28 protein-coding genes are annotated in these 26,753 nt (G+C 66.8%); 12 read left to right on the top strand and 16 right to left on the bottom strand.

Annotation, left to right across the window (positions count from 1 at the left end):
* Positions 1-13 precede the first annotated feature (13 nt).
* Both AC4LGL_RS01605 and AC4LGL_RS01610 read left to right on the top strand, forming a co-directional pair.
* Positions 14-1,111, top strand: coding sequence for a hypothetical protein (locus AC4LGL_RS01605; RefSeq protein WP_491837319.1), 1,098 nt, complete (start codon positions 14-16; stop codon positions 1,109-1,111).
* Positions 1,099-1,848: a hypothetical protein gene (locus AC4LGL_RS01610; protein WP_491837320.1), complete on the top strand. Its 750-nt coding sequence runs from the start codon at positions 1,099-1,101 to the stop codon at positions 1,846-1,848. Before AC4LGL_RS01605 ends, AC4LGL_RS01610 begins: the two co-directional genes overlap by 13 nt.
* Before the next feature lie 57 nt (positions 1,849-1,905).
* On the opposite strand, the gene AC4LGL_RS01615 is transcribed toward AC4LGL_RS01610, so the two are convergent.
* Positions 1,906-2,703: a family 1 encapsulin nanocompartment shell protein gene (locus tag AC4LGL_RS01615; RefSeq protein WP_064884745.1), complete on the bottom strand. Its 798-nt coding sequence runs from the start codon at positions 2,701-2,703 to the stop codon at positions 1,906-1,908.
* Positions 2,700-3,710, bottom strand: a complete 1,011-nt coding sequence (locus AC4LGL_RS01620; RefSeq protein WP_491837321.1) for a Dyp-type peroxidase — start codon at positions 3,708-3,710, stop codon at positions 2,700-2,702. The genes AC4LGL_RS01615 and AC4LGL_RS01620 overlap by 4 nt, the downstream gene beginning before the upstream one ends.
* Before the next feature lie 50 nt (positions 3,711-3,760).
* On the opposite strand from AC4LGL_RS01620, the gene AC4LGL_RS01625 reads away from it, so the two are divergent.
* The 3 genes from AC4LGL_RS01625 to AC4LGL_RS01635 are packed head-to-tail and all read left to right on the top strand — an operon-like array spanning position 3,761 to position 6,619.
* Positions 3,761-5,020: a M18 family aminopeptidase gene (locus tag AC4LGL_RS01625; protein WP_491837322.1), complete on the top strand. Its 1,260-nt coding sequence runs from the start codon at positions 3,761-3,763 to the stop codon at positions 5,018-5,020.
* A 15-nt stretch (positions 5,021-5,035) separates the two neighbouring features.
* Positions 5,036-5,383, top strand: coding sequence for a VOC family protein (locus AC4LGL_RS01630; protein ID WP_055117733.1), 348 nt, complete (start codon positions 5,036-5,038; stop codon positions 5,381-5,383).
* A gap of 27 nt (positions 5,384-5,410) precedes the next feature.
* On the top strand, positions 5,411-6,619 hold the full coding sequence (locus AC4LGL_RS01635; RefSeq protein WP_491837323.1) for a cation:proton antiporter domain-containing protein: 1,209 nt from the start codon (positions 5,411-5,413) through the stop codon (positions 6,617-6,619).
* 24 nt (positions 6,620-6,643) lie between these two features.
* Here AC4LGL_RS01635 and AC4LGL_RS01640 read toward each other — a convergent pair whose 3' ends face one another.
* Positions 6,644-7,624, bottom strand: coding sequence for a hypothetical protein (locus AC4LGL_RS01640; RefSeq protein WP_491837324.1), 981 nt, complete (start codon positions 7,622-7,624; stop codon positions 6,644-6,646).
* A gap of 91 nt (positions 7,625-7,715) precedes the next feature.
* Between AC4LGL_RS01640 and purL the strand changes: the two genes are divergently transcribed.
* From purL to AC4LGL_RS01655, 3 genes are read left to right on the top strand one after another with little or no spacing between them, the layout of a single operon-like run.
* A complete protein-coding gene (gene purL / locus AC4LGL_RS01645) occupies positions 7,716-10,010 on the top strand; it encodes a phosphoribosylformylglycinamidine synthase subunit PurL (protein WP_491837325.1) in 2,295 nt (764 codons plus the stop codon).
* Entirely contained in the window at positions 10,007-11,734 is a 1,728-nt protein-coding gene (locus tag AC4LGL_RS01650; RefSeq protein ID WP_491837326.1) for an alpha/beta hydrolase, read from the top strand. Before purL ends, AC4LGL_RS01650 begins: the two co-directional genes overlap by 4 nt.
* Complete coding sequence (locus tag AC4LGL_RS01655; protein WP_055117726.1) at positions 11,734-12,384, top strand: Rv0804 family intramembrane glutamic endopeptidase; 651 nt, start codon at positions 11,734-11,736, stop codon at positions 12,382-12,384. The genes AC4LGL_RS01650 and AC4LGL_RS01655 overlap by 1 nt, the downstream gene beginning before the upstream one ends.
* Here the strand turns inward: AC4LGL_RS01655 and AC4LGL_RS01660 are convergent.
* Together AC4LGL_RS01660 and AC4LGL_RS01665 are read right to left on the bottom strand one after the other, a co-directional pair.
* Complete coding sequence (locus AC4LGL_RS01660) at positions 12,305-13,570, bottom strand: hypothetical protein (protein WP_491837327.1); 1,266 nt, start codon at positions 13,568-13,570, stop codon at positions 12,305-12,307. The genes AC4LGL_RS01655 and AC4LGL_RS01660 overlap by 80 nt on opposite strands.
* Positions 13,571-13,632: 62 nt before the next feature.
* Positions 13,633-14,838, bottom strand: a complete 1,206-nt coding sequence (locus AC4LGL_RS01665; protein ID WP_491837328.1) for an MCE family protein — start codon at positions 14,836-14,838, stop codon at positions 13,633-13,635.
* 18 nt (positions 14,839-14,856) lie between these two features.
* Between AC4LGL_RS01665 and AC4LGL_RS01670 the strand changes: the two genes are divergently transcribed.
* Positions 14,857-15,252 carry a sterol carrier family protein gene (locus tag AC4LGL_RS01670; RefSeq protein WP_491837329.1) on the top strand — a complete coding sequence of 132 codons (396 nt, stop codon included), beginning with the start codon at positions 14,857-14,859 and terminating at the stop codon, positions 15,250-15,252.
* A gap of 1 nt (position 15,253) precedes the next feature.
* Here the strand turns inward: AC4LGL_RS01670 and AC4LGL_RS01675 are convergent, their stop codons facing one another.
* Positions 15,254-16,606, bottom strand: a complete 1,353-nt coding sequence (locus AC4LGL_RS01675; RefSeq protein WP_491837330.1) for a DoxX family protein — start codon at positions 16,604-16,606, stop codon at positions 15,254-15,256.
* 211 nt (positions 16,607-16,817) lie between these two features.
* Between AC4LGL_RS01675 and purF the strand changes: the two genes are divergently transcribed.
* Both purF and purM read left to right on the top strand, forming a co-directional pair.
* Positions 16,818-18,368 carry an amidophosphoribosyltransferase gene (gene purF / locus AC4LGL_RS01680; protein WP_491837331.1) on the top strand — a complete coding sequence of 517 codons (1,551 nt, stop codon included), beginning with the start codon at positions 16,818-16,820 and terminating at the stop codon, positions 18,366-18,368.
* 102 nt (positions 18,369-18,470) lie between these two features.
* The gene (gene purM, locus AC4LGL_RS01685; RefSeq protein ID WP_055117713.1) at positions 18,471-19,562 is read left to right on the top strand and encodes a phosphoribosylformylglycinamidine cyclo-ligase; all 1,092 of its coding nucleotides are present in this window, start codon (positions 18,471-18,473) and stop codon (positions 19,560-19,562) included.
* An 83-nt stretch (positions 19,563-19,645) separates the two neighbouring features.
* Here purM and AC4LGL_RS01690 read toward each other — a convergent pair whose 3' ends face one another.
* Complete coding sequence (locus AC4LGL_RS01690; RefSeq protein WP_082449106.1) at positions 19,646-19,819, bottom strand: DUF3073 domain-containing protein; 174 nt, start codon at positions 19,817-19,819, stop codon at positions 19,646-19,648.
* A 263-nt stretch (positions 19,820-20,082) separates the two neighbouring features.
* Entirely contained in the window at positions 20,083-21,177 is a 1,095-nt protein-coding gene (gene ygfZ, locus AC4LGL_RS01695) for a CAF17-like 4Fe-4S cluster assembly/insertion protein YgfZ (protein ID WP_491837332.1), read from the bottom strand.
* 66 nt (positions 21,178-21,243) lie between these two features.
* Here ygfZ and AC4LGL_RS01700 point away from each other — a divergent pair, with 66 nt between their 5' ends.
* Positions 21,244-22,122, top strand: a complete 879-nt coding sequence (locus AC4LGL_RS01700; RefSeq protein ID WP_491837333.1) for an aminodeoxychorismate lyase — start codon at positions 21,244-21,246, stop codon at positions 22,120-22,122.
* Between the two features lie 265 nt (positions 22,123-22,387).
* On the opposite strand, the gene AC4LGL_RS01705 is transcribed toward AC4LGL_RS01700, so the two are convergent.
* The 8 genes from AC4LGL_RS01705 to lmeA all read right to left on the bottom strand — a co-directional run bounded on the left by AC4LGL_RS01705 (position 22,388) and on the right by lmeA (position 26,665).
* Complete coding sequence (locus tag AC4LGL_RS01705; RefSeq protein ID WP_491837334.1) at positions 22,388-22,636, bottom strand: hypothetical protein; 249 nt, start codon at positions 22,634-22,636, stop codon at positions 22,388-22,390.
* Positions 22,636-23,319 carry a heme-binding beta-barrel domain-containing protein gene (locus AC4LGL_RS01710; RefSeq protein WP_491837335.1) on the bottom strand — a complete coding sequence of 228 codons (684 nt, stop codon included), beginning with the start codon at positions 23,317-23,319 and terminating at the stop codon, positions 22,636-22,638. The genes AC4LGL_RS01705 and AC4LGL_RS01710 overlap by 1 nt, the downstream gene beginning before the upstream one ends.
* 231 nt (positions 23,320-23,550) lie before the next feature.
* Positions 23,551-23,853, bottom strand: coding sequence for a DUF1416 domain-containing protein (locus AC4LGL_RS01715; RefSeq protein WP_003884652.1), 303 nt, complete (start codon positions 23,851-23,853; stop codon positions 23,551-23,553).
* A gap of 1 nt (position 23,854) precedes the next feature.
* The gene (locus AC4LGL_RS01720; RefSeq protein WP_491837336.1) at positions 23,855-24,691 is read right to left on the bottom strand and encodes a sulfurtransferase; all 837 of its coding nucleotides are present in this window, start codon (positions 24,689-24,691) and stop codon (positions 23,855-23,857) included.
* Between the two features lie 47 nt (positions 24,692-24,738).
* Positions 24,739-25,221: a DUF4395 domain-containing protein gene (locus AC4LGL_RS01725; RefSeq protein ID WP_491837337.1), complete on the bottom strand. Its 483-nt coding sequence runs from the start codon at positions 25,219-25,221 to the stop codon at positions 24,739-24,741.
* A gap of 90 nt (positions 25,222-25,311) precedes the next feature.
* Positions 25,312-25,401: an Ms5788A family Cys-rich leader peptide gene (locus AC4LGL_RS01730; protein WP_350222965.1), complete on the bottom strand. Its 90-nt coding sequence runs from the start codon at positions 25,399-25,401 to the stop codon at positions 25,312-25,314.
* Between the two features lie 29 nt (positions 25,402-25,430).
* The gene (locus AC4LGL_RS01735; protein WP_491837338.1) at positions 25,431-25,853 is read right to left on the bottom strand and encodes a thioredoxin family protein; all 423 of its coding nucleotides are present in this window, start codon (positions 25,851-25,853) and stop codon (positions 25,431-25,433) included.
* Positions 25,850-26,665 (bottom strand): mannan chain length control protein LmeA, encoded by an 816-nt coding sequence (lmeA, locus tag AC4LGL_RS01740; RefSeq protein ID WP_491837558.1) that lies wholly within the window; start codon positions 26,663-26,665, stop codon positions 25,850-25,852. Before lmeA ends, AC4LGL_RS01735 begins: the two co-directional genes overlap by 4 nt.
* Positions 26,666-26,753 lie beyond the last annotated feature (88 nt).

Consider the following 26,753-nt stretch of genomic DNA (forward strand, 5'->3'; position numbering starts at 1 on the left):
GGTATCTGCGGCGATGCAGGCGGGCGGCTCATCCATTGCTGCGGCCAGGACTCCGTTGCTAAATAAGGCTGACGAAATCGATCAGGGTGAGTTGCACGTCACCGATCAATGGGTGGTTCTCATTAGACCCGGTCAAATGTCTGCCGAGAAAGCAGAAAATCTGCAGAAGTTGGCGATGCAGGAGCAGGGTGAGATCAACAAGTTGTTGCTTGCGGTCGGTGAAGCTGACGACGGAGCTGCCGATGCGATTCAGAACGCAGCCAAGGCATACGGCTTCGTGCCGCTGCAGCGAGGTAATGTATTTGGCTCGCTTTCGGGCCTGGGGCGTCCGGGAGACGAGGTTCCTAACCCATTCTCGACGGCAGGCCAACTGCAACAACAAATGATCCGCCAACAGGATATGTCAACAACGGTTCGTGAATCACGAGAGTGGGACACATCGGACGGTCAGCGTCGGAAAACCATCACGATGTTGGACGGGAGCAGGCATGAAATATACGAATGGGGCGAGCAACTCCCTTCTGTAGCAGACGATTATTATGATAAGAATGGAAATTTAGTATCATCGTCCTTCTCGCAGGACAAAACTAGATATGATGGTACAAAAATGTCTAGGTACACACTGCGAGATGGCACCGAAATAACGATGACGCAAGACGCGAACGGAAATTGTACAGGCGGAGTCACCACGCCCCCGCCCAATGGTCAGAGTGTGAAGCTCCCAGATGAATTTTTCACTCATCCTGATTTAACGGTTGCGGGTGGTGTGCTTACTGGTATTGAGAAACAAGCAAAGAATGGAATACCGATGATGACGGCCGCATCCATGGAAGACATTGGCAAAAGTGCCAAGTATGGTGGATACGGACTCGGTATTGCGACCGCGCTATATGACACTGTTACTGCCGATACTTGGCATAAAGCATGTGTCGCTGCGGTTTCTGGAGCTGGTGGCATCGCTGGCGGGGATGTCGGCGCTTGGGCGCTCGGGTCGATGTTCGTGGAGTCCGGCCCAGGCGCGGTCGTTGCCGCGGGAGTGGGAAACATAGGGGGTAGTTGGGTCGGCGGATATTTCGGCGCAGTTATCGGCGAGGTGGTATGTCCGAAATGACATTGCGAAGGGTATTGCCGGGTTATGTATTGGCCATTCCGCTAGGCCTCCTTGCTACCGTTTGGGCGATTATTTGCGTGACTCGCAATGAGTTTTTGACAGCTGTCGTATCTGTCAGTTTCGGGGTGATGCTCATTAGCATGACTGTGCCGTCGATGAGATCGATTACTTCGAGAATCGAACCGCGGGTCTCCTGTGACGGCCTTGGAACGACGTTACAGTCCGACTTGATTTTTGACGTGGCAACTTTCACGGCGATCGTCGCAGCCGTTTTTTCATGTGTGATGTTTGCTATTTTCCAGCCGCTCGGAATGCTAGACATGCCAGTGCCCCATTCTCTGCGATATTCGATCCCATTCCTGGCCGGAGTGGTAGCGCTGATGGGGGTTCCATTTATCTGGCTGATGATTCATCGTGGTGGTACGAAGTATCTGCGGCTGACGCCGGCTGGCTATGTGGTTGCCGAGGGCTACAAGCCGGAGAGTGGCGGATGGGACGAGATCATCGATGTCACGGGGGTGGTGCCTGAGTCGATTCGCCAGTTACCGAACGCTCTTGTTCTGGCTAAATCTGACGGCACCGCTGCAGTGCTCGCAGCGGGTGCAATTACGCCGGGTGGTCGGGATCTGCGTGAGTTGGTCCGCTTCTATTGGCAGCACCCAGGCTATCGGGACGAGCTTACTGACGATCGGGCGCTGGAAAGGCTGCAGAACAAGAACTTTGCAGCTGATCGATAGCGCCGCCTGCCCTCACGCTGCGGGCGTGCGCGGAGGCAGGCCCGCAGCGTAGAGCGCTTACGCGGTGAGGGCGACGGACGCCTCGGCGGTGTAGGCCAGGAACGTCAGGGTCTCCTGCAGGTACAGCTGCACGCTCTCCGCATCGTGGGACAGGTAGCCGATCGAGACATCGGTGCCCAGCTGTAGATCGAAATCACCACCGCGGGTGGACAATACGAAGGCGCCGTCGATCGCGGGCGCCCAGATGATCTCACCGTCCACCAGTCGGCTCAGGTGCTCGCGGATCGGGTAGCCGTGCGCGGTGGTCTCGCTGACCTTGGTGTAGGTGGCCGCCGAGAGCAACACTGAGTACGGCCCGTCGACACCGGCCAGTCGCAGCTCCGAAAGTGCCTGCGCGATCACGTCGGGAATCTCTCGGGCGTCGTCGGGTAGGGCCAGCGCCGGGTTGGAACTCGAGCTGCGGATACCTTCGATCGAGGCCGCCGGGTAGCCCTCGAAGATCGCACGGTCCTCGACGAACGCCAGCTTCTTGGCGGCTTCCTTGACCGGATCCCAGTCGGAGTCCTGAGCTCCGCGCTCGACATCGTCAATTGCGGTGCGCGACACCGTGAACGGCACCCGCAGCCGCACCAGCGGCCGCGCGTCGCGCAGGTGGGCCACCACGCCGTCACCGGGCGATTTCACGTCGAGCAGATGGCCGGTGCTGACCGCCGCGGTCACCGGGCCGCCGGGCTCGCTGACATCGACCACGCGCCGGCCGGCGATGTGCCGCTTGAAGGTTCGGCTGGCCTCGAGTTCGATCTCGGCCCAGGCGGACTCGGTGATCGGAGCAAGCTCGCGGTACAGGTTGTTCATTGCGGGATTCCTTTCAGACTGCCGATCGCCAGGGAGGTGTCTTGCTCGGCCGTCGCGGGTTCTTCGACCGGAACCGGAAGCGGCGGTGGATCATCGAGGAAGTCGATGGTGGGTACGAAGAACATGCCGCCTGTCACAGCGGTCGAGAAATCCAGGATTCGGTCTGTGTTGCCGGGCGGATCGCCGATGAACATGTTGGTCAGCATGCGTTCGGTGACGTCCGGGTCAGCACAGTATCCGATGAAGTACGTGCCGAACTCGCCGCTGCCGAGCTCACCGAACGGCATGTTGCGGCGCACGATCTTCAGCTCGTTGCCGTCTTCGTCGGTGATCACGTTCAGCGCGATGTGGGAGTTGGAAGGTTTCACATCGTCGGACATTTCGATGTCGTCGAGCTTGGTGCGGCCGATCACGCGCTGCTGTTCCTCGACCGACAGGGAGCGCCAGTCCGTCATGGCGTGCACGTACTTCTGGATGTGCACGTAGCTGGCTCCCGCAAAATCGGGGTCCTCGCCGCCGATCCGAACCGCGGCCGACGCGGTGGACCCGTTGGGGTTCTCGGTGCCGTCGACGAAGCCGAGCAGATCGCGATTGTCGAAGTACTGGAACCCGTGCACCTCGTCGACAACCCTGACGGCACTGCCGAACTCCTGCAGCATCCGGTCGGCCAGCTGGAAGCACACGTCCATGGTGTCGGCGCGGATGTGCAGCAACACGTCGCCCGGGGTCGACGGCGCCTGATGGCGACCGCCGTCCAGCGCGATGAACGGATGCAGCTTCGCCGGGCGAGGTCCGGCGAACAAGCGGTCCCAGGCGGCCGAACCGATCCCCGCCACGAGTGACAACTCTTTGGTCGGGTCACGGAACCAGATCGAGCGAACGATGCCCGATATGTCGGGAAGCACGTCGTGAACGGCTTGCTCACCGTCGTCCTCGATCGTCAGTACCAGGAATATGGCCGCCCGCGTCAGAAGGTTCAGCACCGGCTGCGGGATCGGATCGGGCACAAACCGACCCTACCGACACCCGCGGCGCGTTCGCCGGTCAAGATGAAAAGATGCCAGCAAGCGCCAAGGGTCTGTGCGAGTTCATCGATGCGTCGCCGTCTCCTTTCCACGTGTGTGCCACCGCGGCGCAACGCCTGAGCGACGCGGGATTCACCGAGCTGGCCGAAACGGACGCGTGGCCCGGCACGGGGAAGTTCTTCACGGTGCGAGCGGGCTCGCTGGTGGCGTGGAACACAGAGGGCGCCGACGCAGCGGCACCGTTCCGGGTGGTCGGCGGCCACACCGACAGCCCAAATCTGCGGGTCAAGCAGCACCCGGACCGCGTCGTCGCGGGCTGGCAGGTGGTCGCGCTGGCGCCGTACGGCGGGGCCTGGCTGAACTCCTGGCTCGACCGCGACCTCGGGATCAGCGGCCGGCTCTCGGTCCGCGACGGAAACCGGATCGACCACCGGTTGGTGCGGGTCGACGATCCGATCTTGCGCGTGCCACAGCTCGCCATCCACCTTTCCGAGGACCGCAAGGGAGTGAGCCCGGACCCACAGCGGCATGTCAACGCGGTGTGGGGGCTGGGGGACCGGCCCGGGTCGTTCCTGCGATTCGTCGCCGAGCGTGCCGGGGTCGAACCGGATGGGCTGCTCGGATTTGATCTGATGACCCACGACCTGGCGCCGTCGGCGATCACCGGTGCCGACCGCGAGTTCGTCAGCGCGCCGCGACTGGACAACCAGGCCACCTGTTACGCGGGGCTTGAGGCGTTCCTGGCCGCGGACGCCGGCGCGCACGTGCCGGTGCTGGCGTTGTTCGACCACGAAGAGGTCGGCTCGACGTCGGATCACGGCGCCCAGTCCGAGCTGCTGCCGACCGTGCTGGAGCGCATCGTGCTCGCCGCGGACGGTTCCCGGGAAGACTTCCTGCGCCGGACGGCCGGCTCCATGGTGGCCTCCGGCGACATGGCACACGCGACGCACCCGAACTACCCGGACCGTCACGAACCCGGACACCTGATCGAGGTCAACGCCGGGCCCGTGCTCAAAGTGCAGCCCAATCTGCGCTACGCCACCGACGGTCGTACCGCGGCGGCGTTCGCGCTGGCGTGCGAGCAGGCCGGGGTGCCCCTGCAGCGCTACGAGCATCGCGCCGATCTGCCGTGCGGGTCGACCATCGGGCCGATGACTTCTGCACGTACCGGGATCCCGACCGTCGACGTCGGTGCGGCGCAGTTGGCAATGCACTCCGCGCGCGAGTTCATGGGCGCCCGGGACGTCGCGGCGTACTCCGCGGCGTTACAGGGGTTCTTGTCACCGGCCTGATCTAGGGTCGGCGCCATGACGCTCTCGGTGGAAATGATCACGTTCGACTGCGCGGACCCGGACACACTCGCCGATTGGTGGGCGCGGGCCGTCAGCGGTTCTGTGAATGCCTATGCGCCAGGTGAATTCGTGCTCGTGCAGCGCGACGGTGGCCCGAATCTTGGCTTCCAGCGGGTACCCGACCCGACGCCGGGCAAGAACCGCGTACACCTCGACTTCCACGCCGCGGACATGGAAGCCGAGGTAGCCAGGCTGGTGGGCCTCGGCGCCACCGAAACCGGCAGGCACAACTTCGGCGAGGAGTTCAACTGGGTCGTACTCAGCGACCCGGCCGGCAACGCGTTCTGTATCGCGGGCGGTTAACCGCCGGTAGCTGGCAGGATTCCGGCCATGCTGTTGTCGCTCGTCGCGGTCTCGGTGGTGCTGGCCGGGTGGTCGCTCTTCTCGCGTGGCTTCGAGCGGCTACGGCTGACGGCGCCGATGGTGCTGGTACTGGTCGGGATCGCGGTCGGCTTCACCACCCAGGACGCGTTGGCGTCGACGCTGAATGCCGTCACGGCCCAGCACGTCGCCGAGATCATCCTTGCGGTACTGCTTTTCGTCGACGCCACCGATGTCCGCGGCGGGTATCTCGGTGCCGATCCGCGGTCGGCGCTGCGGCTGCTGTTCATCGCGATGCCACTGGGTCTGGCCGCATCGGTGCTACTGGGGTTGTGGCTGATGCCGGGCCTGTCGTGGGCGGTGCTGCTGGTGATCGCCTGCGTGGTGGTGCCGATCGATTTCGCGCCGACGTCGTCGCTGCTGCGCGATACCCGGATACCCGAGCGGGTCCGCGGCCTGTTGACCGTCGAGGCCGGATACAACGACGGCATCGTGTCGCCGGTGTTCATCTTCGCGCTGGTGCTGGCCTCCGATCGCACCGATGCCGAGACCCCGCTCGACGCCCTGGCCCGGGCCGTTCCCGACGCAGGTAAGGCGCTGCTGGTCGGTGCGGTCGTCGGCGCCGTTCTGGCCATCGCGACCAACAATGCCGAACGCCGCAGCCTGATGACCGGTCAAGCCAAGCGACTGATCCTGGTGACGGCTCCGCTGTTGTCGTTCGGCGCCAGTCTCGGCGTGGGTGGCAACGGCTTCGTCTCCGCTTTCGTCTGTGGCATCGCGTTCAACTACTTCCGGAACTCGCCGACCTTCGCCGCCGAGCTCGAGCTCGTCGACGATCTCGGATTCCTGCTGGCCTCGGTGATGTGGTTCGTGTTCGGGCTCACGGCGGTGCTGGCGCTCGGCTACGGCGTGCCGTGGGGGATCGTGGTGTTCTGCGTGCTCGCTCTGACCCTGGTGCGTATGACCGCGGTGCTGCTGTCGATGGTCGGCTCGTCTCTGGGCTGGCGCGAGAGGCTGTTGCTGGGCGGGCTCGGGCCGCGTGGCACTCCGTCGATCGTGTTCGGACTGCTGGCCTTCAATGCCCTCGAAGGTGTGGCGGAACATACGGTCGCGCAGGTACTGGTGGTGGCGGTCCTTGGCAGCGTTGTGCTGCACGGAGCGGGCGCACCGGCGGCTGCCCGCGCCTATGCGAAATCGCAGGTGAAACCGGTCACGTGAGGTCTGAACCCACTCGCCGCCGCGTCATTGCGGGCAGCTCTCGAACTGGGCGCGCAGCCTGGTCTGCAGCTCCGTCAGCGGTGGTGTCCGCGGCTGGGGTTCCCGGGCATCCTTGGAACAACCGCCGGGACGGACGGTGATCTGTGCGTCATCGATTTCGTACACCGCGGGCAGTCCCGAGTTCCTGATGAGCTGAAGTTGGCCGATGGCAACGCGATCCCCGTCGGCGCCGGCAGGCACGTCCTTGATGGACACGCGTGGCGGTTTCAGGTCGAACCCCCCTTTGGTCGGCGCCAGCTGATCGAGCGCCTCCCACAGAGACAGCTGTTCCGGACTGGGCAGGCCGTGGTCGGAACGGATGCCCGGTGCAGAGTTCGTGTCCGCGTCGAAGACCGCCCAGTCCGCGGTCGAGTCCGGAAAATCGGTCATCAGCCTCCGAACCGAGGCGGCGAACTCCGTAGCGCTCAGCGGCGTAGACCAGTGGTCGAGACTGCGCAGGGTCACCGTCAGGCTGGTGTTCGCCGGTCGCCGGGCGCCGTCGGGGGATGCCGATCCGGTGATCTCGTGCGCGTAGTCGCCCCGCGAGAGTTTGAGCCAGTCCTGCCACGGCGGTTCCGGGGTGGTCTTCGACGGTGCGAAGCTCAGATACATCGTGGAGCCTGATTGGGTAGGGAAGGACGGGGCTGAACGTCTCACATAGACGCTGGCGCCCAGCCCGCCGTACACCAGCGATCCGTGGATCTGGTCGGCGATGGTGCGACCGAGCACCGACAGTTGGTCAGTGGTGGCATCGGCGCTGACGTAGACCTCGAAGCTGGCGGTGCGGACCCCGAACCCGCTGTTGCTCGAGACGGTGTGTGTGACGAACGTGACGCCGGGCTGACTTTTCAAGACATTGTCGATCAAGCCGGCCGACCACGAGCCCCTGAACTGGCAACACGTGATGCCGAGCGCCAACACGACACCGAGAATGGCTAGCCACACCTTCGGCCCGAGCTTTCGCATGCGCTGAGTATGCCGCCGCGGGGGCGGGTCGAGGCGCAGCCGGCAATCGCCTGGTCGGGCGTGCGCGAGCGGCAACGATAGACTTATGGGCGTGACGTCTGAGCTCACCCACGCTATCGACACGGTGCAGCGGGCAGCCGCCACCCCTGATCAGCCCCAGCCGTACCGCGAACTCGGTCTCAAGGACGACGAGTACGAGCGGATTCGCGAGATCCTGGGTCGCCGCCCCACTGATGCCGAGCTGGCCATGTACTCGGTGATGTGGAGCGAACACTGCTCCTACAAGTCCTCCAAGGTGCACCTGCGCTACTTCGGCGAGACGACCACCGACGAGATGCGCGCCGGCATGCTGGCCGGCATCGGCGAGAACGCCGGCGTCGTCGACATCGGCGACGGCTGGGCGGTCACCTTCAAGGTCGAATCGCACAACCATCCGTCCTACGTCGAGCCCTACCAGGGCGCCGCGACCGGCGTCGGCGGCATCGTCCGCGACATCATGGCGATGGGCGCCCGGCCGGTGGCGGTCATGGATCAGCTGCGCTTCGGTGCGGCCGACGCGCCGGACACCCGCCGCGTGCTCGACGGTGTGGTCCGCGGGGTCGGCGGCTACGGCAACTCGCTGGGCCTGCCGAACATCGGCGGCGAGACGATCTTCGACCCCTCCTACGCGGGCAATCCGCTGGTCAACGCGCTGTGTGTCGGTGCGCTGCGCAAGGAAGACCTGCACCTGGCGTTCGCCTCGGGTACCGGCAACAAGATCATCCTGTTCGGTGCGCGCACCGGCCTGGACGGCATCGGCGGTGTCTCGGTGCTGGCATCGGACACCTTCTCCGGTGACGAGAGCGGCAGTGGCCGCAAGAAGCTGCCGAGCGTTCAGGTGGGCGACCCGTTCACCGAGAAGGTGCTCATCGAGTGTTGCCTTGAGCTGTACTCCGCCGGCCTGGTGGTCGGTATCCAGGACCTCGGCGGAGCCGGATTGTCCTGTGCCACATCCGAACTCGCGTCTGCCGGTGATGGCGGCATGCGCATCGAGCTGGATCAGGTGCCGCTGCGGGCCAAGGACATGACCCCGGCCGAGGTGCTCTCCAGTGAGTCGCAGGAACGCATGTGCGCCGTGGTGACGCCGGAGAATGTCGAGGCGTTCATGGCCGTCTGCCGTAAGTGGGACGTGCTGGCCACGGTGATCGGCGAGGTCACCGACGGGGACCGGCTGGAGATCACCTGGCACGGTGACACCGTGGTGGACGTCCCGCCGCGCACCGTGGCCCACGAAGGCCCCGTCTACCAGCGGCCGGTGGCCCGCCCCGACACCCAGGACGCCCTGGTCGCCGACACCTCGGCGAACCTGCCGCGGCCCAAGACCGGCGACGAGCTCAAAGCCACCCTGCTGGCGCTGATCGGCAGCCCGCACCTGTGCAGCCGGGCGTTCATCACCGAGCAGTACGACCGCTACGTCCGCGGCAACACCGTGCTGGCCGAGCATGCCGACGGTGGCGTGCTGCGCATCGACGAGACCACCGGCCGCGGCATCGCGGTCTCCACCGACGCGTCGGGCCGCTACACCCAGCTCGATCCGTACACCGGCGCGCAGCTGGCGCTGGCCGAGGCCTACCGCAACGTCGCGGTTACCGGGGCCACCCCGGTCGCGGTGACCAACTGCCTCAACTTCGGGTCCCCCGAGGACCCGGGGGTGATGTGGCAGTTCAGCCAGGCCGTCCGGGGGCTGGCTGATGGCTGTGCGGCCCTTGGCATTCCGGTCACGGGTGGCAACGTCAGCTTCTACAACCAGACCGGTTCGACCGCCATCCTGCCGACCCCGGTGGTCGGCGTGCTCGGCGTGATCGACGACGTCAAGCGACGCATCCCCACCGGCCTGGGTACCGAACCGGGCGAGACGCTGCTGCTGCTCGGAGACACCCACGACGAGTTCGACGGCTCGGTCTGGGCGCAGGTCACCGCCGATCATCTGGGCGGGGTTCCGCCGAAGGTGGACCTGGCCCGCGAGAAGCTGCTCGCCGAGGTGCTGACCGCGGCCTCGCGCGACGGCCTGATCTCGGCCGCCCACGATCTGTCCGAGGGCGGGCTGATCCAGGCCGTGGTCGAGGCTGCGCTGGCCGGTGAAACCGGTTGCCGGGTAATCCTTCCGGAAGGCGCCGATCCTTTTGTGACACTGTTCTCCGAGTCCGCCGGCCGGGTCTTGGTGGCCGTGCCCCGCACCGAGGAGAGCCGGTTCCGGTCTATGTGTGAGGCCAGGGACCTGCCGGTGACCCGGGTCGGCGTGGTGGACCAGGGAAGCGATTCGATCGAGGTCCAAGGACAGTTCAGTATTTCGCTCGCGGAGCTACGGAGCACGTCGGAGGGCGTGCTGCCCGGGCTGTTCGGGTGACGGGGGAAACCCTCGACGAACGTCATCCTCTGCTGCGCTGGGCCTGGAGCCTGGTGCGACTGGACTTCACCGGCATCGCCGTCGGAGCCCTGTTCTTCTGTCTCTCGCTGACTCCGTCGCTGCTGCCGCGCGATTGGCTGTTCGCCGGATTGATCGGCGGCATCAACGCCGCGATCGGCTACGGCATCGGGGTCCTGTTGGGGAAAGCGCTGTACCGCTTCGTGTTACGGCGCAGGGCATGGTGGCCCCCGGGTAAGCGGGTGCTGCTCGGCCTCAAGGTGGTTGTCGTGACCGGGGCGATCACGGCATCGATCCTGATGCTGATTCCCGCGGCGGCCTGGCAACGACAGGTCTCGGCTCTGATGGGCATGGAAGGCCCGGCCACGGCGGGCTATCTGCGGACCCTGATCATCGCGGTCGCGGTGGCGGCGGGGTTGATCGCCACGGCGCGGATGCTGCGTGACTTCGTGCGACTGCTGGCCAAGGTGTTCATCCGCCGCTGGCATCTGCACCGGGAGGTGGCCCAGTTCATCGGTACCGCCATCGTGGTGGTGCTGGTCGTCACGCTCGTCAACGGTGTGCTCTACCGTGGGTTCCTGGCCGGGGCCAGTCGGGTGTTCCAGCCGCAGAACTCCACCACCCGTGAAGGCGTCAGCCAACCTTCCGAACCCGAAAGATCGGGCAGCCCAGCGTCATTCGCAGCCTGGGATTCTCTGGGATTCCAGGGCCGCAACTTCGTCGCGACCGGCCCGCGTGCCGCCGAGCTCGAGAAACTCAACGGTGCGCCCGCGCGGGAACCCATCCGGGTGTACGCCGGCCTGCATACCGCGGACTCCGACGATCAGCGGATCGCGGTGTTGCTCAGCGAACTTGAGCGCACCCACGCCTTCGACCGCAAGCTGCTGGTGATCGTCCCCACCACCGGCACCGGTTGGGTCAACCCGATGGCCGCCCGCGCGCTGGAACTGATGTACAACGGGGACACCGCGATGGTCGGCATGCAGTATTCCTATCTGCCGAGCTGGATCTCGTTCATGGGCGACCGCGAGAAGTCGATGAACAACGGCCGGTTGATGATCGACGCGATCCACGCCCGCTGGGAACAACTGCCGCCCGAGCGCCGGCCCAAGCTGGTGCTCTACGGGGAGAGCCTGGGATCCATGGCCGGGCAGGGCGCCTTCAGCTGGCTGCCCGACATCTCCAGGATGGGCTTCTCCTCGGTGCTGTGGGTCGGCCCGCCCAACGCGAGCCCGCTGTGGCGCGGCCTGACCGTGCGCCGTGACCCGGGCACCCCGCAGGTGCGTCCCCGCTACGACAACGGGCGCACCGTCCGGTTCTCCGAGGCCGCCGACGCCGCCGAGATCGCCGCCGACGCCGCCGAGCCGTGGGAGGGCACCAGGGTCCTGTTCCTGCAACACCCTTCCGACCCGATCATCTGGTGGTCGACGGATCTGCTGTTCTCCGAACCGGATTGGCTGGTCGAACCGCCCGGGACGGATCGCACCGCCTCGATGCGGTGGTACCCGATCATCACGTTCTGGCAGGTGGCCGCCGACATCACCAACGCCTCCAGCGTGCCCAACGGACACGGGCACAACTATGGCGAATCGGTGCTCGACGGCTGGGCTGCGGTGGCCGCACCGGACGGCTGGACGCGCGACGACACCGAACGCATCCGGCTGGCGCTGGAGAAGACCGCGGCCGACGACGGCCCCGAATACTGATGGCGGCGAGTCGGGTTCGCGCCGTGACGCTGGCGGCCGGCCTGGTGGCATGGAACGGTCTGGTCGATCCGAGGCTGCCGGCTCGGTGGCAACCGCTGGTGCGCGCGGTCCTCGGCAGTGCGTTGATGTTCGGGACCGGGGCCCGGCCAGGTTTGCGGCCACCGGCGTTGTGGTCGGGTGTGCGCCTCGGTGCGGCGGCCGCCACCGCGGTGAGCGCCGGTGTGGCCGCGACCTCCGCGGTGCCGATCGTCCGCACCGGGATGCGCGAAAAGACCCTGCCTGCAGCGCCCGGCAGCTGGTTGCTGCTGCGGATCCCGCTCGGGACCGTCTGGCCGGAGGAGGCGGCTTTCCGCGCCGCACTCGGCAAGGTCGGTGCCGAAGCGTTCGGCCCGGCCGGCGGTCAGGTGCTGCAGGCCACCGCGTTCGGGCTGTCCCATATCGCCGACGCGCGCGCCGCGGCCCAGCCCGTGATTCCGACCGTGCTGGTCACCGGCGTCGCCGGGTGGGTGTTCGGCCGGCTCGCGCAGCGGTCGGCGAGCCTGGTCGCGCCGATGCTGGCGCACCTGGCGATCAATGAGGCGGGCGCGCTGGCTGCACTGGCCTGCCAAGCCGTGCCAGCAGGGCTGCCACCGCGAGGATCGCGGCCGTGACGATCAGCGGCCACAAGGTGTGCATCGAGAAATCGGTGACCCGCAGCGGGATCAACACCACACAGACCGCCACCACGACCAGGATCAACCGCGGTGCCTGCTGTGCCGCGGCCGAACCATCCACCCGCGAATTGGCCTCGGCGACAAGCACATAGACCGCCACCAGGAGCAGTGCGGGGACCACCACCGGCAGTCTGCCGACGTAATCCTGGAACCGGGAGAAGGTCACGGCCAGAACACACATCACCGCGGGCACCAGGAGCGCCACCTCCGGGCCCGACCCGAACAACCGTCCCGCGACCCGGGTGGCCGCCCACATCAGGGCCAGCAACGCAGCCGAGCCCAGGCACAATGCTCCGGTGGTGAACCAGTAGAAACCGGCATCGGCGAAGTACTCGGAGATGATCAGTGAGAGGTTCACGGCGGTGCTGTGAAACCCGCCGGTCGCGCCGATGTTGGCGGCTGCCAGCAGGACCACCGCGCCCAGTGCCGTAACGCCCACCGCGGTGCCCACCGGCCGCGCCACCGACTCCAGACGGCCGCTCACCACGGTCGCCGCCTCGAAACCGACCAGGCCGAGGCCGAGCGGGATGGCCGCCGCGGTGGCCAGCAGGACCGAATCGACGTGGGAGCTCCCCATCATCATCGGCGGTGTACCCGCCGCCACCCGGGCCATGATCGCCAGCGCCAGATAGCCGAAGACCAGCAGGCCCACGCCGGCCAGGGCGGCAGCCGTCGCACCCACCGCGCGGGTCGGCAGGTAGGCCACCACCGCACCCGCGATCACCACCACGGCCACCGACCAACCGGGCCACCACCAGCCGGCCAGCGCGGTCTCCAGGTCCGGTGCGCCGGTCAGCGGCTGCAGTGCGAGAGTCAGCGCGGCGCCCACCCCCAGAAGTCCATACGCGGCCAGTTGGACGAGGCTGGTGAACCGCCCGGCCGCCGGACCGACGGTGGCGGCGACCAGATCACCCGTCGACACCGCCTGCGGCGCGTACCGGTGCAGGCGGGCGAACGCGACGACCAACACCGCCGCGATCGCCGCGGCGCACAGGCCGGCCACCCCGTTGAAGATCGCGGCGCCGATCGGTGCGAGGGACAGTCCGAGGGCGCGCCACGCGGGCAGAGGGGGCGGCCAGGTTGCGGACGGTTCGGGGCTCGCCGGTACTGCGCGTTTAGGCATTCGCACTGCCGTTCACAAAGTCCCCTCTCACCCGAATCCCCTGGATCAAGATCGTAAGGCCGTCACGGATTGATCGTGGGCTCACCGATCTGACGGCCCCAGACGTAGTCGACGAAGATCGGCGAGCCCAGCTCGACATGGTTGTACGGCGCGATCGACAAACCGGTGTCCATCACCAGATACGGCGCAGGCCACAGATCGGCCGTGATCGGCTTCCAACAGCCGGGCTTACCTTCGGGGCCGCCCTTGGCGTTCACCCGCGGCAGGTTGTCCGGATACACGTAGGTGTTGCCCACGCCGATGCTCGACAAGGTCCCCGTGCTTTCGAAGGAATATCCGTTGTCGCCGCCGAACGTCGCATAGAAGGCGGGCGCGACGTCGTGGTAGTTGCGGATGGTGCAGAACAGCTGTCCCTGGTACTTGTCGAACAGCTTCGACGTCGGGATCAGGTCCTGCGCACCGCGCTGCAGATACGGACCGCCGCGCTCGAGGATGTCCGAACCGGTTCCGGCGAAACCGATCGCCGCGACCAGCGCGGCATCGAGGTTGCCGCGCTGGGAGTTGAAGGTGGCGGCACTGCGCGCGGCGTCGCCCAGGCCGTCGAACAGGTCAGGGCCGGCCGCCGCATAGCGTTCGCCGAGATCGGCCAGTGCCGCGATGTCGTGGCGCAGCGCGGGCATGCGCGGGTTCAGATCGTCGAGGATGGTGTTGCCGTCGGCCAGTGACTGGCCGAAGGCGCTGCCCAGCCCACTCAACGCCTGGGCCGTGGCAGACAAGGTCTGGTTCAGCTTGATCGGGTCGACCTGTTCGGTGATCGCGGTGATCGTCTCGAACAACGTGTTGAATTCGGTGGTGACCGCCGTGACGTCGAGCGGGGTCGAGGTCGAAACACGTTGCGGGCTGGGATGTTCCGGTGAGGTGAAGGCCACGTATTTGTTGCCGAACACCGTGGTTGCCTGGATCGAGGTCTGTACGTTGGCCGGGAGTAGGTCCAGATATTTCGGGTTGATGTCGAGATGCACCAGAGCCCGGACCGGATCGGAGTCGGCGTTCACCGAGCCCACCCGCCCGATCGGAACCCCGTTGAAGGTCACCTTCGAACCCGGATCGAGCACCAGCCCCGCGCGCGAGGCCAGCAGCGTCAGCGGGGCACTGGGCTCGAAAGCACCCCGGAACTGCGCCACGATCAACCCCAGTAGCAGCGCGATGATCGCGAGAAACACTGCACCGGCCAAGCGGTACGGCGGATTTCGGTGATCGGCAGACATTTTGCGAGACTCTATGGCATGGCCGCGCGAGGCAGTGTCGATCCGCAGAAGACCAGGGCGGCGGTCGCCCTCGTGGCCGGCTGGCTGCGCGCACCCACTCAGCCGGAGCCCACCCGCACCGAACTGGCCGAGGCGGTCAGGTTGACCGCTCGCACCCTGGCCGCGATGGCGCCGGGTGCCAGCGTCGAGGTCAGGGTCCCGCCCTTCGTGGCGGTGCAGTGCATCGAAGGGCCGCGGCACACCCGCGGCAATCCGCCCAACGTCGTGGAAACCGACCCGCGGACCTGGCTGCTGCTGGCCACCGGACTGCTCGATCTCGACGCAGCCGGTTCCGCGGTGCAGATGTCGGGATCGCGGGCGGGTGAAGTGGCGCGGTGGCTGCCGCTGGTGCCGCTGGCAGACCGACCCGACTGACTCATCGGAAGTAGGGATACTCCTGCACCCAGTGGAAACCGCGGTTGCGCAGGGTGAATTGGTCGAGATCCAGGCGGTCCAGCCAGATCGCCACGTCGCGGCCGGACAACGTGCCAGTCAGTTGCAGCTGATCGGAGGTCGGCCGGGATGAGGCGAGCGTGGCCAGGGGTGAGCCGTCCGGCCCCGACACCGTGAGGTTGTTTCCGTCGACCTTGACCGGCGCGTCCACCAATTCGCCGCTCATCCGCTGATAGGTCACGACCTCGGGCAGGTCGAAAACGACTCGCTGCCAACGGTACTGGTCGGTGATCAGGGGCGGTGCCGTCCTGCCGTCGACGTCGAACCGGCTCACCGTCCAGATCCCGTACAACTCGGGTTTGGCGCGTCCACCGCCGTACTCGCTCCAGCTCTGCCATCCGGTCAGGACACAGCCGGCCACCATCCAGATGCCGAGTACGGCCTGGACCCGGGTCGCGATGGTGTTGGCCCGGGCATCGGCGAACAGTTCCGGTTGCGCGGCCGGTTCGGTGTTGCGTTGCAGCACCAGGAAGTCGGCCAGCCGCCGGTACTGCGGCGCCAGCAGAACCAGGCCCATCAACATGAGATGCCCGGACAGAATCTTGACCGGCACGTCGAACGTCATGTTCAGCAGAAAGACCTGGACCATGCTGGCCAGGGCGAGCAGCGCGCCCAGTGTTGCGGTCCGGGGCACGAACAGCAGCAAGCCGGCGAGAACCTCGACCGCACCCAGTGCCATCTCGTACGGATAGGAGCTGCCCACCTGCAGCCACAGCACCGACGCCGGGCTGAATTCGCCGTACGGGCGTAGCAACGCCGCCAGCGGCGGAGCCGGCATCTGCGTCGGGATGAGCTTGGCGAATCCGTAGAACAGCATCTGCCCGGCCACGCACAACCGCACAAACGTCAGGAACCACACCCACAACCTCGAGTAGTCCTGCCGCTGCCGGTCCACCCACGACCACACCGCCGCGCCGACGACCGAGAACACGAGCAGGCAGAAGATCATCACCCAGATCGCGGCCTGGTCCCCGCTGCCCGAGTCCTGATGCAGCACCGCCTCGACGCCGAAGACGTGACGGCCGACCCAGGTCACCACCGGGCCCAGGACGGTCATCTGCCACATCACCGCCCGATCCGGCAGCCAGTGGCCCACGATCCCCAGTAAGGCGAAGGTGATTTGCGCGAACAACAGACAGAACAGGCCGAAGTACAGGAAGCAGAACCGGAATGCGATCTTCGTCACCTCCGGCCAGGGTTGCGGCTGAGCCGGGTCGTCGGAATCGAGGGGATCGGTTGCCGGCTTGTCGGAGAGTTGGCGCGTCACGAAATCCATCCTTGCCGTTGGCATGTAGTGGGTCGATGGGGTTAACCCGACGGTTCCGGCTCCGGCTGATCACACCCCGGCGAACGGGTGGGGGAATGGCGATGGTGGCGCCTGTTGTTGCAAAAGCCGGTGCCAGACCGGCCATTCGATTCTTTTGTTGGCCCGCCTGGACCGTAGACTCGGTTATGTCACCAACCGCCGCCCCGGGAGCAGCCCTATCGTGACTGGTCAGCAACTCGACGAAAACGAACCGCGCGAAGAGTGCGGTGTATTCGGAGTCTGGGCTCCCGGCGAGGACGTCGCCAAGCTCACCTACTACGGCTTGTACGCGCTACAGCACCGTGGCCAGGAAGCTGCGGGCATCGCGGTGTCCGACGGTTCACAGATCCTGGTGTTCAAAGATCTCGGCCTGGTCAGCCAGGTGTTCGACGAGCAGACCCTGGCCGCGATGCCGGGCCACGTCGCCGTCGGGCACTGCCGGTACTCCACCACCGGCTCTACGACCTGGGAGAACGCCCAGCCGGTGTTCCGCAACACGGCTGCCGGAACCGGCGTCGCACTCGGCCACAACGGCAACCTGGTCAACACCGCCGAACTGGCCACGAGGGCCCGCGCCGCCGGACTGATCGACATGACGATCCGGGGGAGCGCCGCCGCTCCAGCGACAACGGACTCCGACATCCTGGGTGCCCTGCTGGCCCACGGCGCCGCCGATGCGACGCTGGAACAGGCCGCCCTCGAGCTACTGCCCACCGTGCGCGGCGCCTTCTGTCTGACCTTCATGGACGAGAACACCCTCTACGCCGCACGCGATCCGCACGGCGTGCGTCCGCTGGCGCTGGGCCGCCTCGACCGGGGTTGGGTGGTGGCCTCCGAGACCGCCGCGCTCGACATCGTGGGCGCCTCGTTCGTCCGCGACATCGAACCCGGTGAACTGCTGGCCATCGACGCCGACGGCGTGCGCTCCACCCGGTTCGCCAACCCTGAACCCAAGGGCTGCGTCTTCGAGTACGTCTACCTGGCCCGCCCCGACAGCACTCTGGTGGGCCGCTCGGTGCACGCCACCCGCGTCGACATCGGCAGGCGGCTGGCCCGCGAGCACCCGATCGATGCCGACCTGGTGATCGGCGTCCCGGAGTCGGGAACGCCCGCAGCGGTCGGTTACGCGCAGGAATCGGGCATCCCGTTCGGGCAGGGCCTGATGAAGAACGCCTACGTGGGGCGCACGTTCATCCAGCCCTCGCAGACCATCCGGCAGCTGGGTATCCGGCTCAAGCTCAACCCGCTGCGGGAGGTGATCCGCGGCAAGCGGCTCATCGTCGTCGACGATTCGATCGTGCGCGGCAACACCCAGCGCGCACTGGTTCGCATGCTGCGGGAGGCCGGAGCGCTGGAGGTCCACGTCCGGATCGCCTCGCCACCGGTGAGATGGCCCTGCTTCTACGGCATCGACTTCGCCACCCCGGCCGAGCTGATCGCCAACGCCGCGCCTGCGGAGCACCAGGGCGAGATGCTCGAGGCCGTCCGGCATGCCATCGGCGCCGACAGCCTGGGTTACATCTCCCAGCAGGGCATGATCGCGGCCACCGAGCAGCCCCCCACCCGGTTGTGTTCGGCCTGCTTCGACGGGAACTACCCGATCGAGTTGCCCGGCGAGACCGCGCTGGGCAAGAACGTCGTCGAGCAGATGCTGGCCACCGCGGCGCGCACCGGTGTCCCACTGCAACCCGACAACGACAACGACAACGCATCGGCACTGCGCAGGCCTTGACGTCTCCGATGTCGTGAGCCCCGACGGCGCCACGGCCTTGAGGTGTCCTTAACGCCTCCTGCGCTGTACCCCCGTAACAGCGGGGCGGTAGCCTTGCTTGCGATGACTAAGGGCGCCGAACAGCACGGCATCGCCGAACACAGCAACATTTCCTATGCTTCGGCCGGAGTGGACATCGAAGCCGGTGACCGCGCCGTCGAACTCTTCAAACCCCTCGCCGCGAAGGCGACCCGTCCGGAGGTCAGGGGTGGCCTGGGCGGCTTTGCCGGGTTGTTCGCCTTGCGGGGCGGATACCGCGAGCCGGTGCTGGCTGCCTCGACCGACGGGGTGGGCACCAAGCTCGCCGTCGCGCAGGCCATGGACAAGCACGACACCGTCGGGCTGGACCTGGTCGCCATGGTGGTCGACGACCTCGTGGTGTGCGGCGCCGAACCGTTGTTCCTGCAGGACTACATCGCCGTCGGCCGCACCGTGCCGGAGCGGGTCAGCGCGATCGTGTCCGGCATCGCCGAGGGCTGTGTCCAGGCCGGCTGCGCGCTGCTGGGCGGTGAGACGGCCGAACATCCCGGCCTGATGGAACCCGACCACTACGACATCTCCGCGACGGGCGTCGGCGTCGTCGAGGCCGACAACGTGCTCGGACCCGACCGCGTCCGCCCCGGCGACGTGATCATCGCCATGAAGTCCAGCGGACTGCACTCCAACGGCTACTCCCTGGCCCGCAAGGTGCTGCTGGAGATCGACCGGATGAACCTGGCCGGCCACGTCGAGGAGTTCGGTCGCACGCTCGGCGAGGAACTGCTGGAACCGACACGCATCTACGCCAAGGACTGTCTGGCGCTGGCCGCCGAGACCCAGGTCCGCACGTTCTGCCACGTCACCGGTGGCGGCCTGGCGGGCAACCTGGAGCGCGTGGTGCCGCACGGTCTCACCGCAGAACTGGATCGCGGCACGTGGACGCCGGCGCCGGTGTTCCAGATGATCGCCCAGCGCGGACGCATCGAGCGTGCCGAGATGGAGAAGACGTTCAACATGGGTGTCGGGATGGTCGCGGTCGTGGCCCCTGAGGACACCGATCGCGCGCTGGCCATTCTGACCGCACGTCACCTGGACTGCTGGACGCTGGGAACCGTGAAGAAGGGCGGCAAGGACAGTGTGCGCGCCCAACTGGTTGGACAGCATCCGCGGTTCTAGGCATTAGACAAGGTCGCGCTGATAAGCGACGTGCGCTATCAGCGCGACCTGTGTCTAGGTTCTACAACGGAGTTGTCGACGGCTCAGCGCCGCCAGTCATCCTCGCCCGACCAGTCTTCGGCGTCGTCATTCGCGTCACCGGAATCGGGAGATCCCGACAGCTCACGTTGGAGCTGACTGAAGTCGGTATTCGGCGAGCTGTACTTCAGGTCACGTGCAACCTTGGTCTGCTTTGCCTTCGCCCGGCCGCGGCCCATGGGGGACCCCCTCGCGCAATAACGGAGCGGCCCAATAGCTAGGCGGCTCCGATCTGTGTGTCTTTATTGTCCTGCCAACACTTTACCGTGCCCGTTCGAGAAGTGCTGTCAGGCCCTGCCGCACATCGAGTGGCCGGGGCCCGGCTGCCCTGCGTCGTTGCACGGCTGGGCGACCGTCACCAGGTTCGCCGAAGGGGCGATGAGACGGTCGTCACGTCGTCGTTGACCGGGTGAGTTTACGTGCTGGTGAGCAGTTTCACGGCCTAACGGCCCCGGAGTCGGTCGACTGCCGCGCGGCCCGCCCCGGCGGTGGCGTCGGCCTCCGGCATGGAATCGGGGTCGATCACGGCCGGTGCCTGCGCCTGCTCCCCGGCGACCAGCTCGGTGTCCGCCGGTATTCCCCGCTTGACCAGGGCCAATGCGATCGGGCCCTCGTCAGCGTGCTCGACGACCGTGCCGATGCGGCCGACATTGCGGCCGCCCGCGGTCACTACATCGCCGGTGACCGGGCGGTCCGAGGAACCGTCGAGCTGCAGGATCACCAACATCCGGGGTGGTTTGCCCAGGTTGTGCACGCGGGCGACGGTCTCCTGGCCGCGGTAGCAGCCCTTGTCCAGGTGCACGGCCCCGACGCCGGGTCCGCCGATCCAACCGACCTCGTGCGGGATGGTCCGCTCGTCGGTGTCGACGCCGAGCCGCGGCCGTGCGGTCGCCACCCGGTGTGCCTCATAGGCCCACACCCCGGCCGGCCGGACCCCGGCATCGGCGAGCAGCCGGGTGTAGTCCGTGATGGACTCCCGTGGCACCACCAGGTCCAGTTCGATGCCGGGTGCGGGCAACCGGCGCAGGAAACCGCCGCCGGGCAGCGCCACCGCTGTCGACTCCTGCGGCAGCTCCTCGACACCCACGGCCTTGAGTACCTTCTCGTCGGCCAACCCGGGCCCCAGCAGTGACAACACCGCCAGGTCGGCCGGCTCGATCTGCACGTCGGCCCAGAACACCATCTTGCGCAGGTAGGCCAGCAGCGGCTCGCCCCGCCACGGCTCGGTGTCCAGATAGGTGGTGCCCGCGAGCTCGGTCTGGATCCAGTGATCTTCGACACGGCCCTGCAGATCCAGGCTCAGGTTTTCGGTGACCGCACCGTCCGGCAATGCGCTGACGTGCTGGCTGGAGATGCTGTGCAGCCACGTCTGCCGGTCCTTACCGGTCAGTGTGAGGACCGGCCGGTGCGACCGATCCACCAGGACCGCGGCGCTTGCCGCTGCGCGCTGTTCACCGAGCGGATCACCGTAATGCCAGACGGCGCCGGCGTCGGGACCTGCCTCGGGCGCCGGAACCGCTGACGGAAGTGCAGTCATAGCCCAACTGTACGTTTGTCGCTCTTCGCCCAAGCTGCTCGCAGGCGCAAACTACGCTGGGACCCCATGGCGAGCCCACCAGCCGTGCTGGTCACCCTTGACGGGCAGATCCACGACCCCAACGCCCCGCTGCTGCACGCCGACGACCTGGCCGCGGTGCGCGGAGACGGGGTCTTCGAGACGCTGCTGGTGCGTGACGGCAGGCCGTGCCTCCTGGAGCCGCACCTGGCCCGACTGTCCCAATCCGCCAAGATGTTGGATCTGCCCGTTCCGGATCTGGACGCCTGGCGGGCGGCGGTGGCGCTGGCGACCGAGTGCTGGATCGCCGACCACGACGACGACGGCGTACTGCGCCTGGTGTACAGCCGAGGGCGCGAAAGCGGTGGCCCGGCGACCGCGTTCGTCACCATCGGTGCCCTGGCCGATCGGGTGGCCGGCGTGCGGCGCGACGGCTTGGCGGCGATCACCCTGGACCGCGGGTTGCCGCTGGGTGCCGGCGACATGCCGTGGCTGGCCGCGGGTGCCAAGACCCTGTCCTACGCGGTGAACATGGCCGCGCTGCGGCACGCCGAACGTCAGGGCGCCGGCGACGTGATCTTCGTGAGCTCAGACGGCTATCTGCTGGAAGGTCCTCGGTCGACCGTTGTCATCGCGACCGAGGACAACGATGGCCAGCCCCTGCTGCTCACCCCGCCGCCCTGGTATCCGATCCTGCGCGGCACCACCCAGCAGGCACTGTTCGAGGTGGCCCGCAACAAGGGTTACGACTGCGACTTCCGTGCCCTCAAGCCTGCGGACCTGCTTACCGCACAAGGGGTTTGGCTGATCTCCAGCATCACCCTCGCAGCTCGGGTGCACACTTTGGACGGCCGACCGCTGCCCGATGCGCCACTGGCCGCCGACATCTCCGGCCTGGTAGACGCGGCGATTCTCAGTGACCGCTGAGCTGTGCGTAAATCGCTTGTCGGCGTGAGCGGACGGGGGTAGCTTCGTGATCACACAGGGAAGGAGGTGGTCCGACAAATTGAGTGACTTATGGACATGTGAGGTGGCTGCCCGCTAGCAGCGCCGGGGATATTGCCTGCGCGCGCTGGCGAATTCCCCGCAGCCACCCGGCCCCCGAGCCCCTCGGTCTGTCCAACCAGGTACCAAGGCTCGGGGGCCGCCCCATATCTGGGGGCGGCTGAAACCGGTACCGCGGTGGCGCGAACTAGCTAGGGCCGGGCGCCAGCGTCGAACATGCCTTGACGGCCTGCTGCCAGGTCTGTTGGTCGACACCGTCCGGTGGCCCGGCGACCGGGCCAGGCGCAACGGGCACGCCGTGCTCGGACAAGCAGTGCGCGTAGTTGCCGTGCTCGGCTGGCGGCTCGGTGGGAGCCGGTTGTGGCCCCTCTGACGAACACGCTCCGAGAATCGCTGCCGCGGCAAGCAGACCTGCCGCGATGATCGGCCGGCGCATCAGCCGACGTACCGGGACAGTCGGGCCGACAGGTGCGGCACCAGGCCTCCGTCGGCGTCTACACGTTCTTCCACGTAGCCCAAATCCCCGCCTTCGACGATGCCGTACAACCGTTTGGCGCCCCCCACCAGCAGCCCGGACTTGCTGCGGGCCAGTGCATCGGTGACCAGTTCCCAGGAGGCCTGCGTCAGGGGCTTGCCGTAGAAAAGTTCGACGTAGCCGGCCGAATGGGCCAGCAGCAGTTCGATGGCCTGTGATTCGTCGCGGCCGGCGGGATCCTCGGGATCGGTCACGAATCGCCAGTAGCCGGTCTCACGCAGGCCAGGAGAGTCGTACTCACCCGATTCGTTCAGTCGCCACGACCGGGAGTCCCAGTTCAGGTAGTCGCCGCCGTCATGGGAAACGATGATCTGCTGGCCGAACCGGTAGTCGCCGTGGGTGTCGCGACCTTCGCCTTCACCGCGCCAGACGCCGACCAACGGCAACAGTGCCAGTAGCGCGTCGTTCAGTTCGACGCCGTCGCGCAGATTGGCGGTATCGGCGGGAACCGGGAGGTCATCGAAGACCGGAATGTTACGGGCGGCCGTGGCCTTGGCCCGTTCAGCGGCGGCCGCTATGGCTCGGTCACCTGAGCCGGGCTCACGGACGGAGGCCTCGGCTGGAATGTCTCGGTCGGAGGTCACGACTCGTCAGTGACGAGGCGGTACAGCGCGTACAACGCGAACCACGTGATCACCACGACGGCCGCGACGAGCATTATCTCGAAGAAGAGCACCACGGGAGTGAGTCTAGTTCCTTGTCGAAGGTGTCGGCGCCCCGGGTCGGGACGCCCCTATACACGTCGAACGTGGGCTTGTGTGCGAGATACGTGCAAATCCTCGTACACAAGCCCACGTTCGAGCGGGATCAAGCGATCAAGCGACCTTGACGTCGACCTCGTGGATGCCTGCGCCCGTCGGGGCCACGCTGGCGTCGCCGTTGCCCGCGGGGGACAGGGCGCGCAGCGTCCAGGTGCCCGGAGCGGCGAAGAACCGGAAGTCACCGGTGGCCGACGCGACGACCTCAGCGGTGAACTCGTCGCTGGAGTCCAGCAGGCGCACGAAGGCGCCGCCGACCGCCTGGCCGGAGCCGTCCACCACGCGACCGGTGATGACGGTTTCCTTCTCCAGGTCGACGCCGGCGGGCAACGTCAGTCCTTGCTTCGGTGCAGAGCACATATCAACTTCCCAACTCGATCGGGGCGCCCACCAGGGAGCCGTATTCCGTCCAACTGCCGTCGTAGTTCTTGACGTTCTGGTGTCCCAGCAGTTCCTGAAGCACGAACCAGGTGTGCGAGGAACGCTCACCGATCCGGCAGTAGGCGATGGTCTCCTTCTCGCCGTCGAGACCGGCCGCGGCGTAGAGCTTGGCCAGATCCTCGTCGGACTTGAAGGTGCCGTCCTCGTTGGCTGCCTTGCTCCACGGAACGTTGATGGCGCCGGGGATATGCCCGGGCCGCTGGCTCTGCTCCTGCGGCAGGTGCGCCGGCGCCAGGATCTTGCCGGAGAACTCGTCAGGCGAACGCACGTCGACCAGGTTCTTCTCGCCGATCGCGGCGATGACGTCGTCGCGGTAGGCCCGGATGTTGTTGTCCAGGGGCAGGGCGGCGTACGACGTAGAGGCACGGTGGGGCGCCTCTTTCACCAGCGGCCGGGCGTCGAGCTCCCAGCGCTTGCGGCCGCCGTCGAGCAGCTTGACGTCGTTGTGGCCGTACAGCTTGAAGTACCAGTACGCGTAGGCCGCGAACCAGTTGTTGTTGCCGCCGTACAGGATCACCGTGTCGTCGTTGCTGATGCCCTTGTCGGACAACAGCTTCGAGAACTGCTGCTGGTCGACGAAGTCACGCTTGACGGCGTCCTGCAGATCGTCTTTCCAGTCCAGCTTGACGGCGCCGGGGATGTGGCCCTCGTCGTCGTAGGCGCTGGTGTTCTCGTCGACCTCGACGAACACCACGCCAGGGGTATCGAGGTTGTTCCCGGCCCATTCGGTCGAGACCAGGACGTCGGAACGTGCCATGTACGAATTCCTTTCGATTGCTTCAGATTTGAGTTGTCAGGTGGGCGTCATGCAGGACTGGGGACGTGACGGAACCGCGCCACCAGCGGGTAGATCTGGCAGCCCAGGCAGATGCCGAAGGCGGCGTTGAGAAAGGCTGCCACCAACGCGAAAGCGGTGGCGGTCAGGCCGAGTGCGGTGATGCCGAAGGCGAACCCCGCGGTACCCACGACCGCGAACGCGAAGCCGACCAACTGGGCGAACTTCAGTGGCGGAACCGGCTCGCGTTCGGTGACCGGTGCCAGGCGCGGCGCGATGAGCGTGGCGAACAGCCGGCCGTAGGGATGCTGGCGCGGGCCGCGGGCCGCGCCGATCGCGAACACCACCGCCTGTGCGCCCAGCAGCACCGCGGCCGCGGGCTCACTCACCCCGGCGACGAGCAGCGTGCCGATCAGGACCGCGGTGGTGACCCAGGCGGCGAACCGCGGCCCCCGCACGTCCACCTGAGCAGGCTGTACACCAGCGGTGGGGCGGGTTGATGTCGAAGACATGGAACGAACTCCTGTTGTTGTCGAAGGTCCGGTTGTGTGCAGGCTCAGGGCACAAGGCCCGAGCGGGCGCGCGAAAGCGCGCGGCTGCGCTCAACAGCAACAACAACAGCAGCAACCCGCGACGCGGCACAGATCGACTGCGCGGCGCTTGGTGAGCACAAGCTCAAGGCGGGCTGACACGACCGACAGCTTACCCAATAACCGTCGGGTCAGGCCAACAGTGGCTCCAGCGCCGAGCGCAGGTCAGCGGCCTTGGGAACCCCACTGGTGCGGTATCGGGGCCGCCCGTCCCGGTCGAAGATGATGGTCGTGGGCAACGACAGGACCGAAAGCCGCCTGGCGGCTTCGGGATTGGTGTCCATGTCGATTTCGACGTGGGCAACCTCGGGCAGCTCGGCGCAGACCTGGTCGACGACGCGTCGTACCCCGGCGCAGGGTCCGCACCATTCGGCTGTGAAGTGCAGCACCGTCGGGCCGGTGTCGGACAAGCCCAGGTCGCTGGTGTCGATGTCGGCGGCCTCCTTGCCCGCCCTGATGAGGCCGGCCCGCAGCGTGATGAGGCGACCGACCACGTAGGCCACCCCGAGGGCGGCGATCAGCACCACGATCGCCAGCACCATCGAAGAGCTCATGGCTGTCTGAACCCCGCCAGGTCGATGGTTACTCCCGAGGCGATGCCCTCGATGATCACGTCCGAGCCCCGGGCGCCCGCGGTGGTCGGGGCGATGCCGAACGGCAGCTTCTGCCCGGTGATGGTGTGGCTGAACTCGGCCAGCACCGCCGCGGTCTTCTCGTCGGGTACGGGCTCGTCGGCGGTTCCTGGGCCGGTCAGGATCCCGGTCGCGGTCAGCACCAGGGTGGTGTCGTCCCGGTCGGCGAACGACAGGTCCACCGAGACGCTGACCCGCTTGTCCAGTCCCGAACCCTTCGGGGTCCCGGTGAACACCAGCCCCTGACTGCTGGAGATGCCGGACTCGGTGGTGCCCCCGGTGGCGTCGTTGGTCTCCCGCGCCGGAGCCTCCACCAGCAGGTCGTCGATGCCCATGAACCGGCCGATGTGCGTGGAGTCGATGATGATGCGGCTCTCGGCCTTCTTGACCGGCAGTTTCGCGTCCGGCGGGATCAGCCACGACGAGCCGCTGATATCGATGCCGTGCAGGGTGGCCTCGAGCGAGGCTCTGCCGACCACGGGGTGGTCGACGCCGGCGGCACGGATCTCGATCTCTCTGTAACGGTGGTTGCGGACCTGGGTCAGGAACGGGAAACCCAAGATCGCGACCCACGGATCCCAGCTGAGGTCGGCCGCGCTGCGTACGTTGCGGGCCAGTCGGTACTCGGCGTAGATCGCCGAACCGAAATCCGTGCCGACGACGCCGACGACAAGCGCGGTCACGGTCGCGGTGAGCCCGATCAGCAGTTTGCGCACCGGCACATTGTCGCCCACGTCCATCGGATGGAAGCGTTCGGCGCGGCTGATCAGCAGGTGAGGCGTTATCGTTAGAACACAAAGGGCCGGTAACGGCTACATGTCA

The sequence above is a fragment of the Mycolicibacterium arcueilense genome (genome assembly GCF_058536225.1).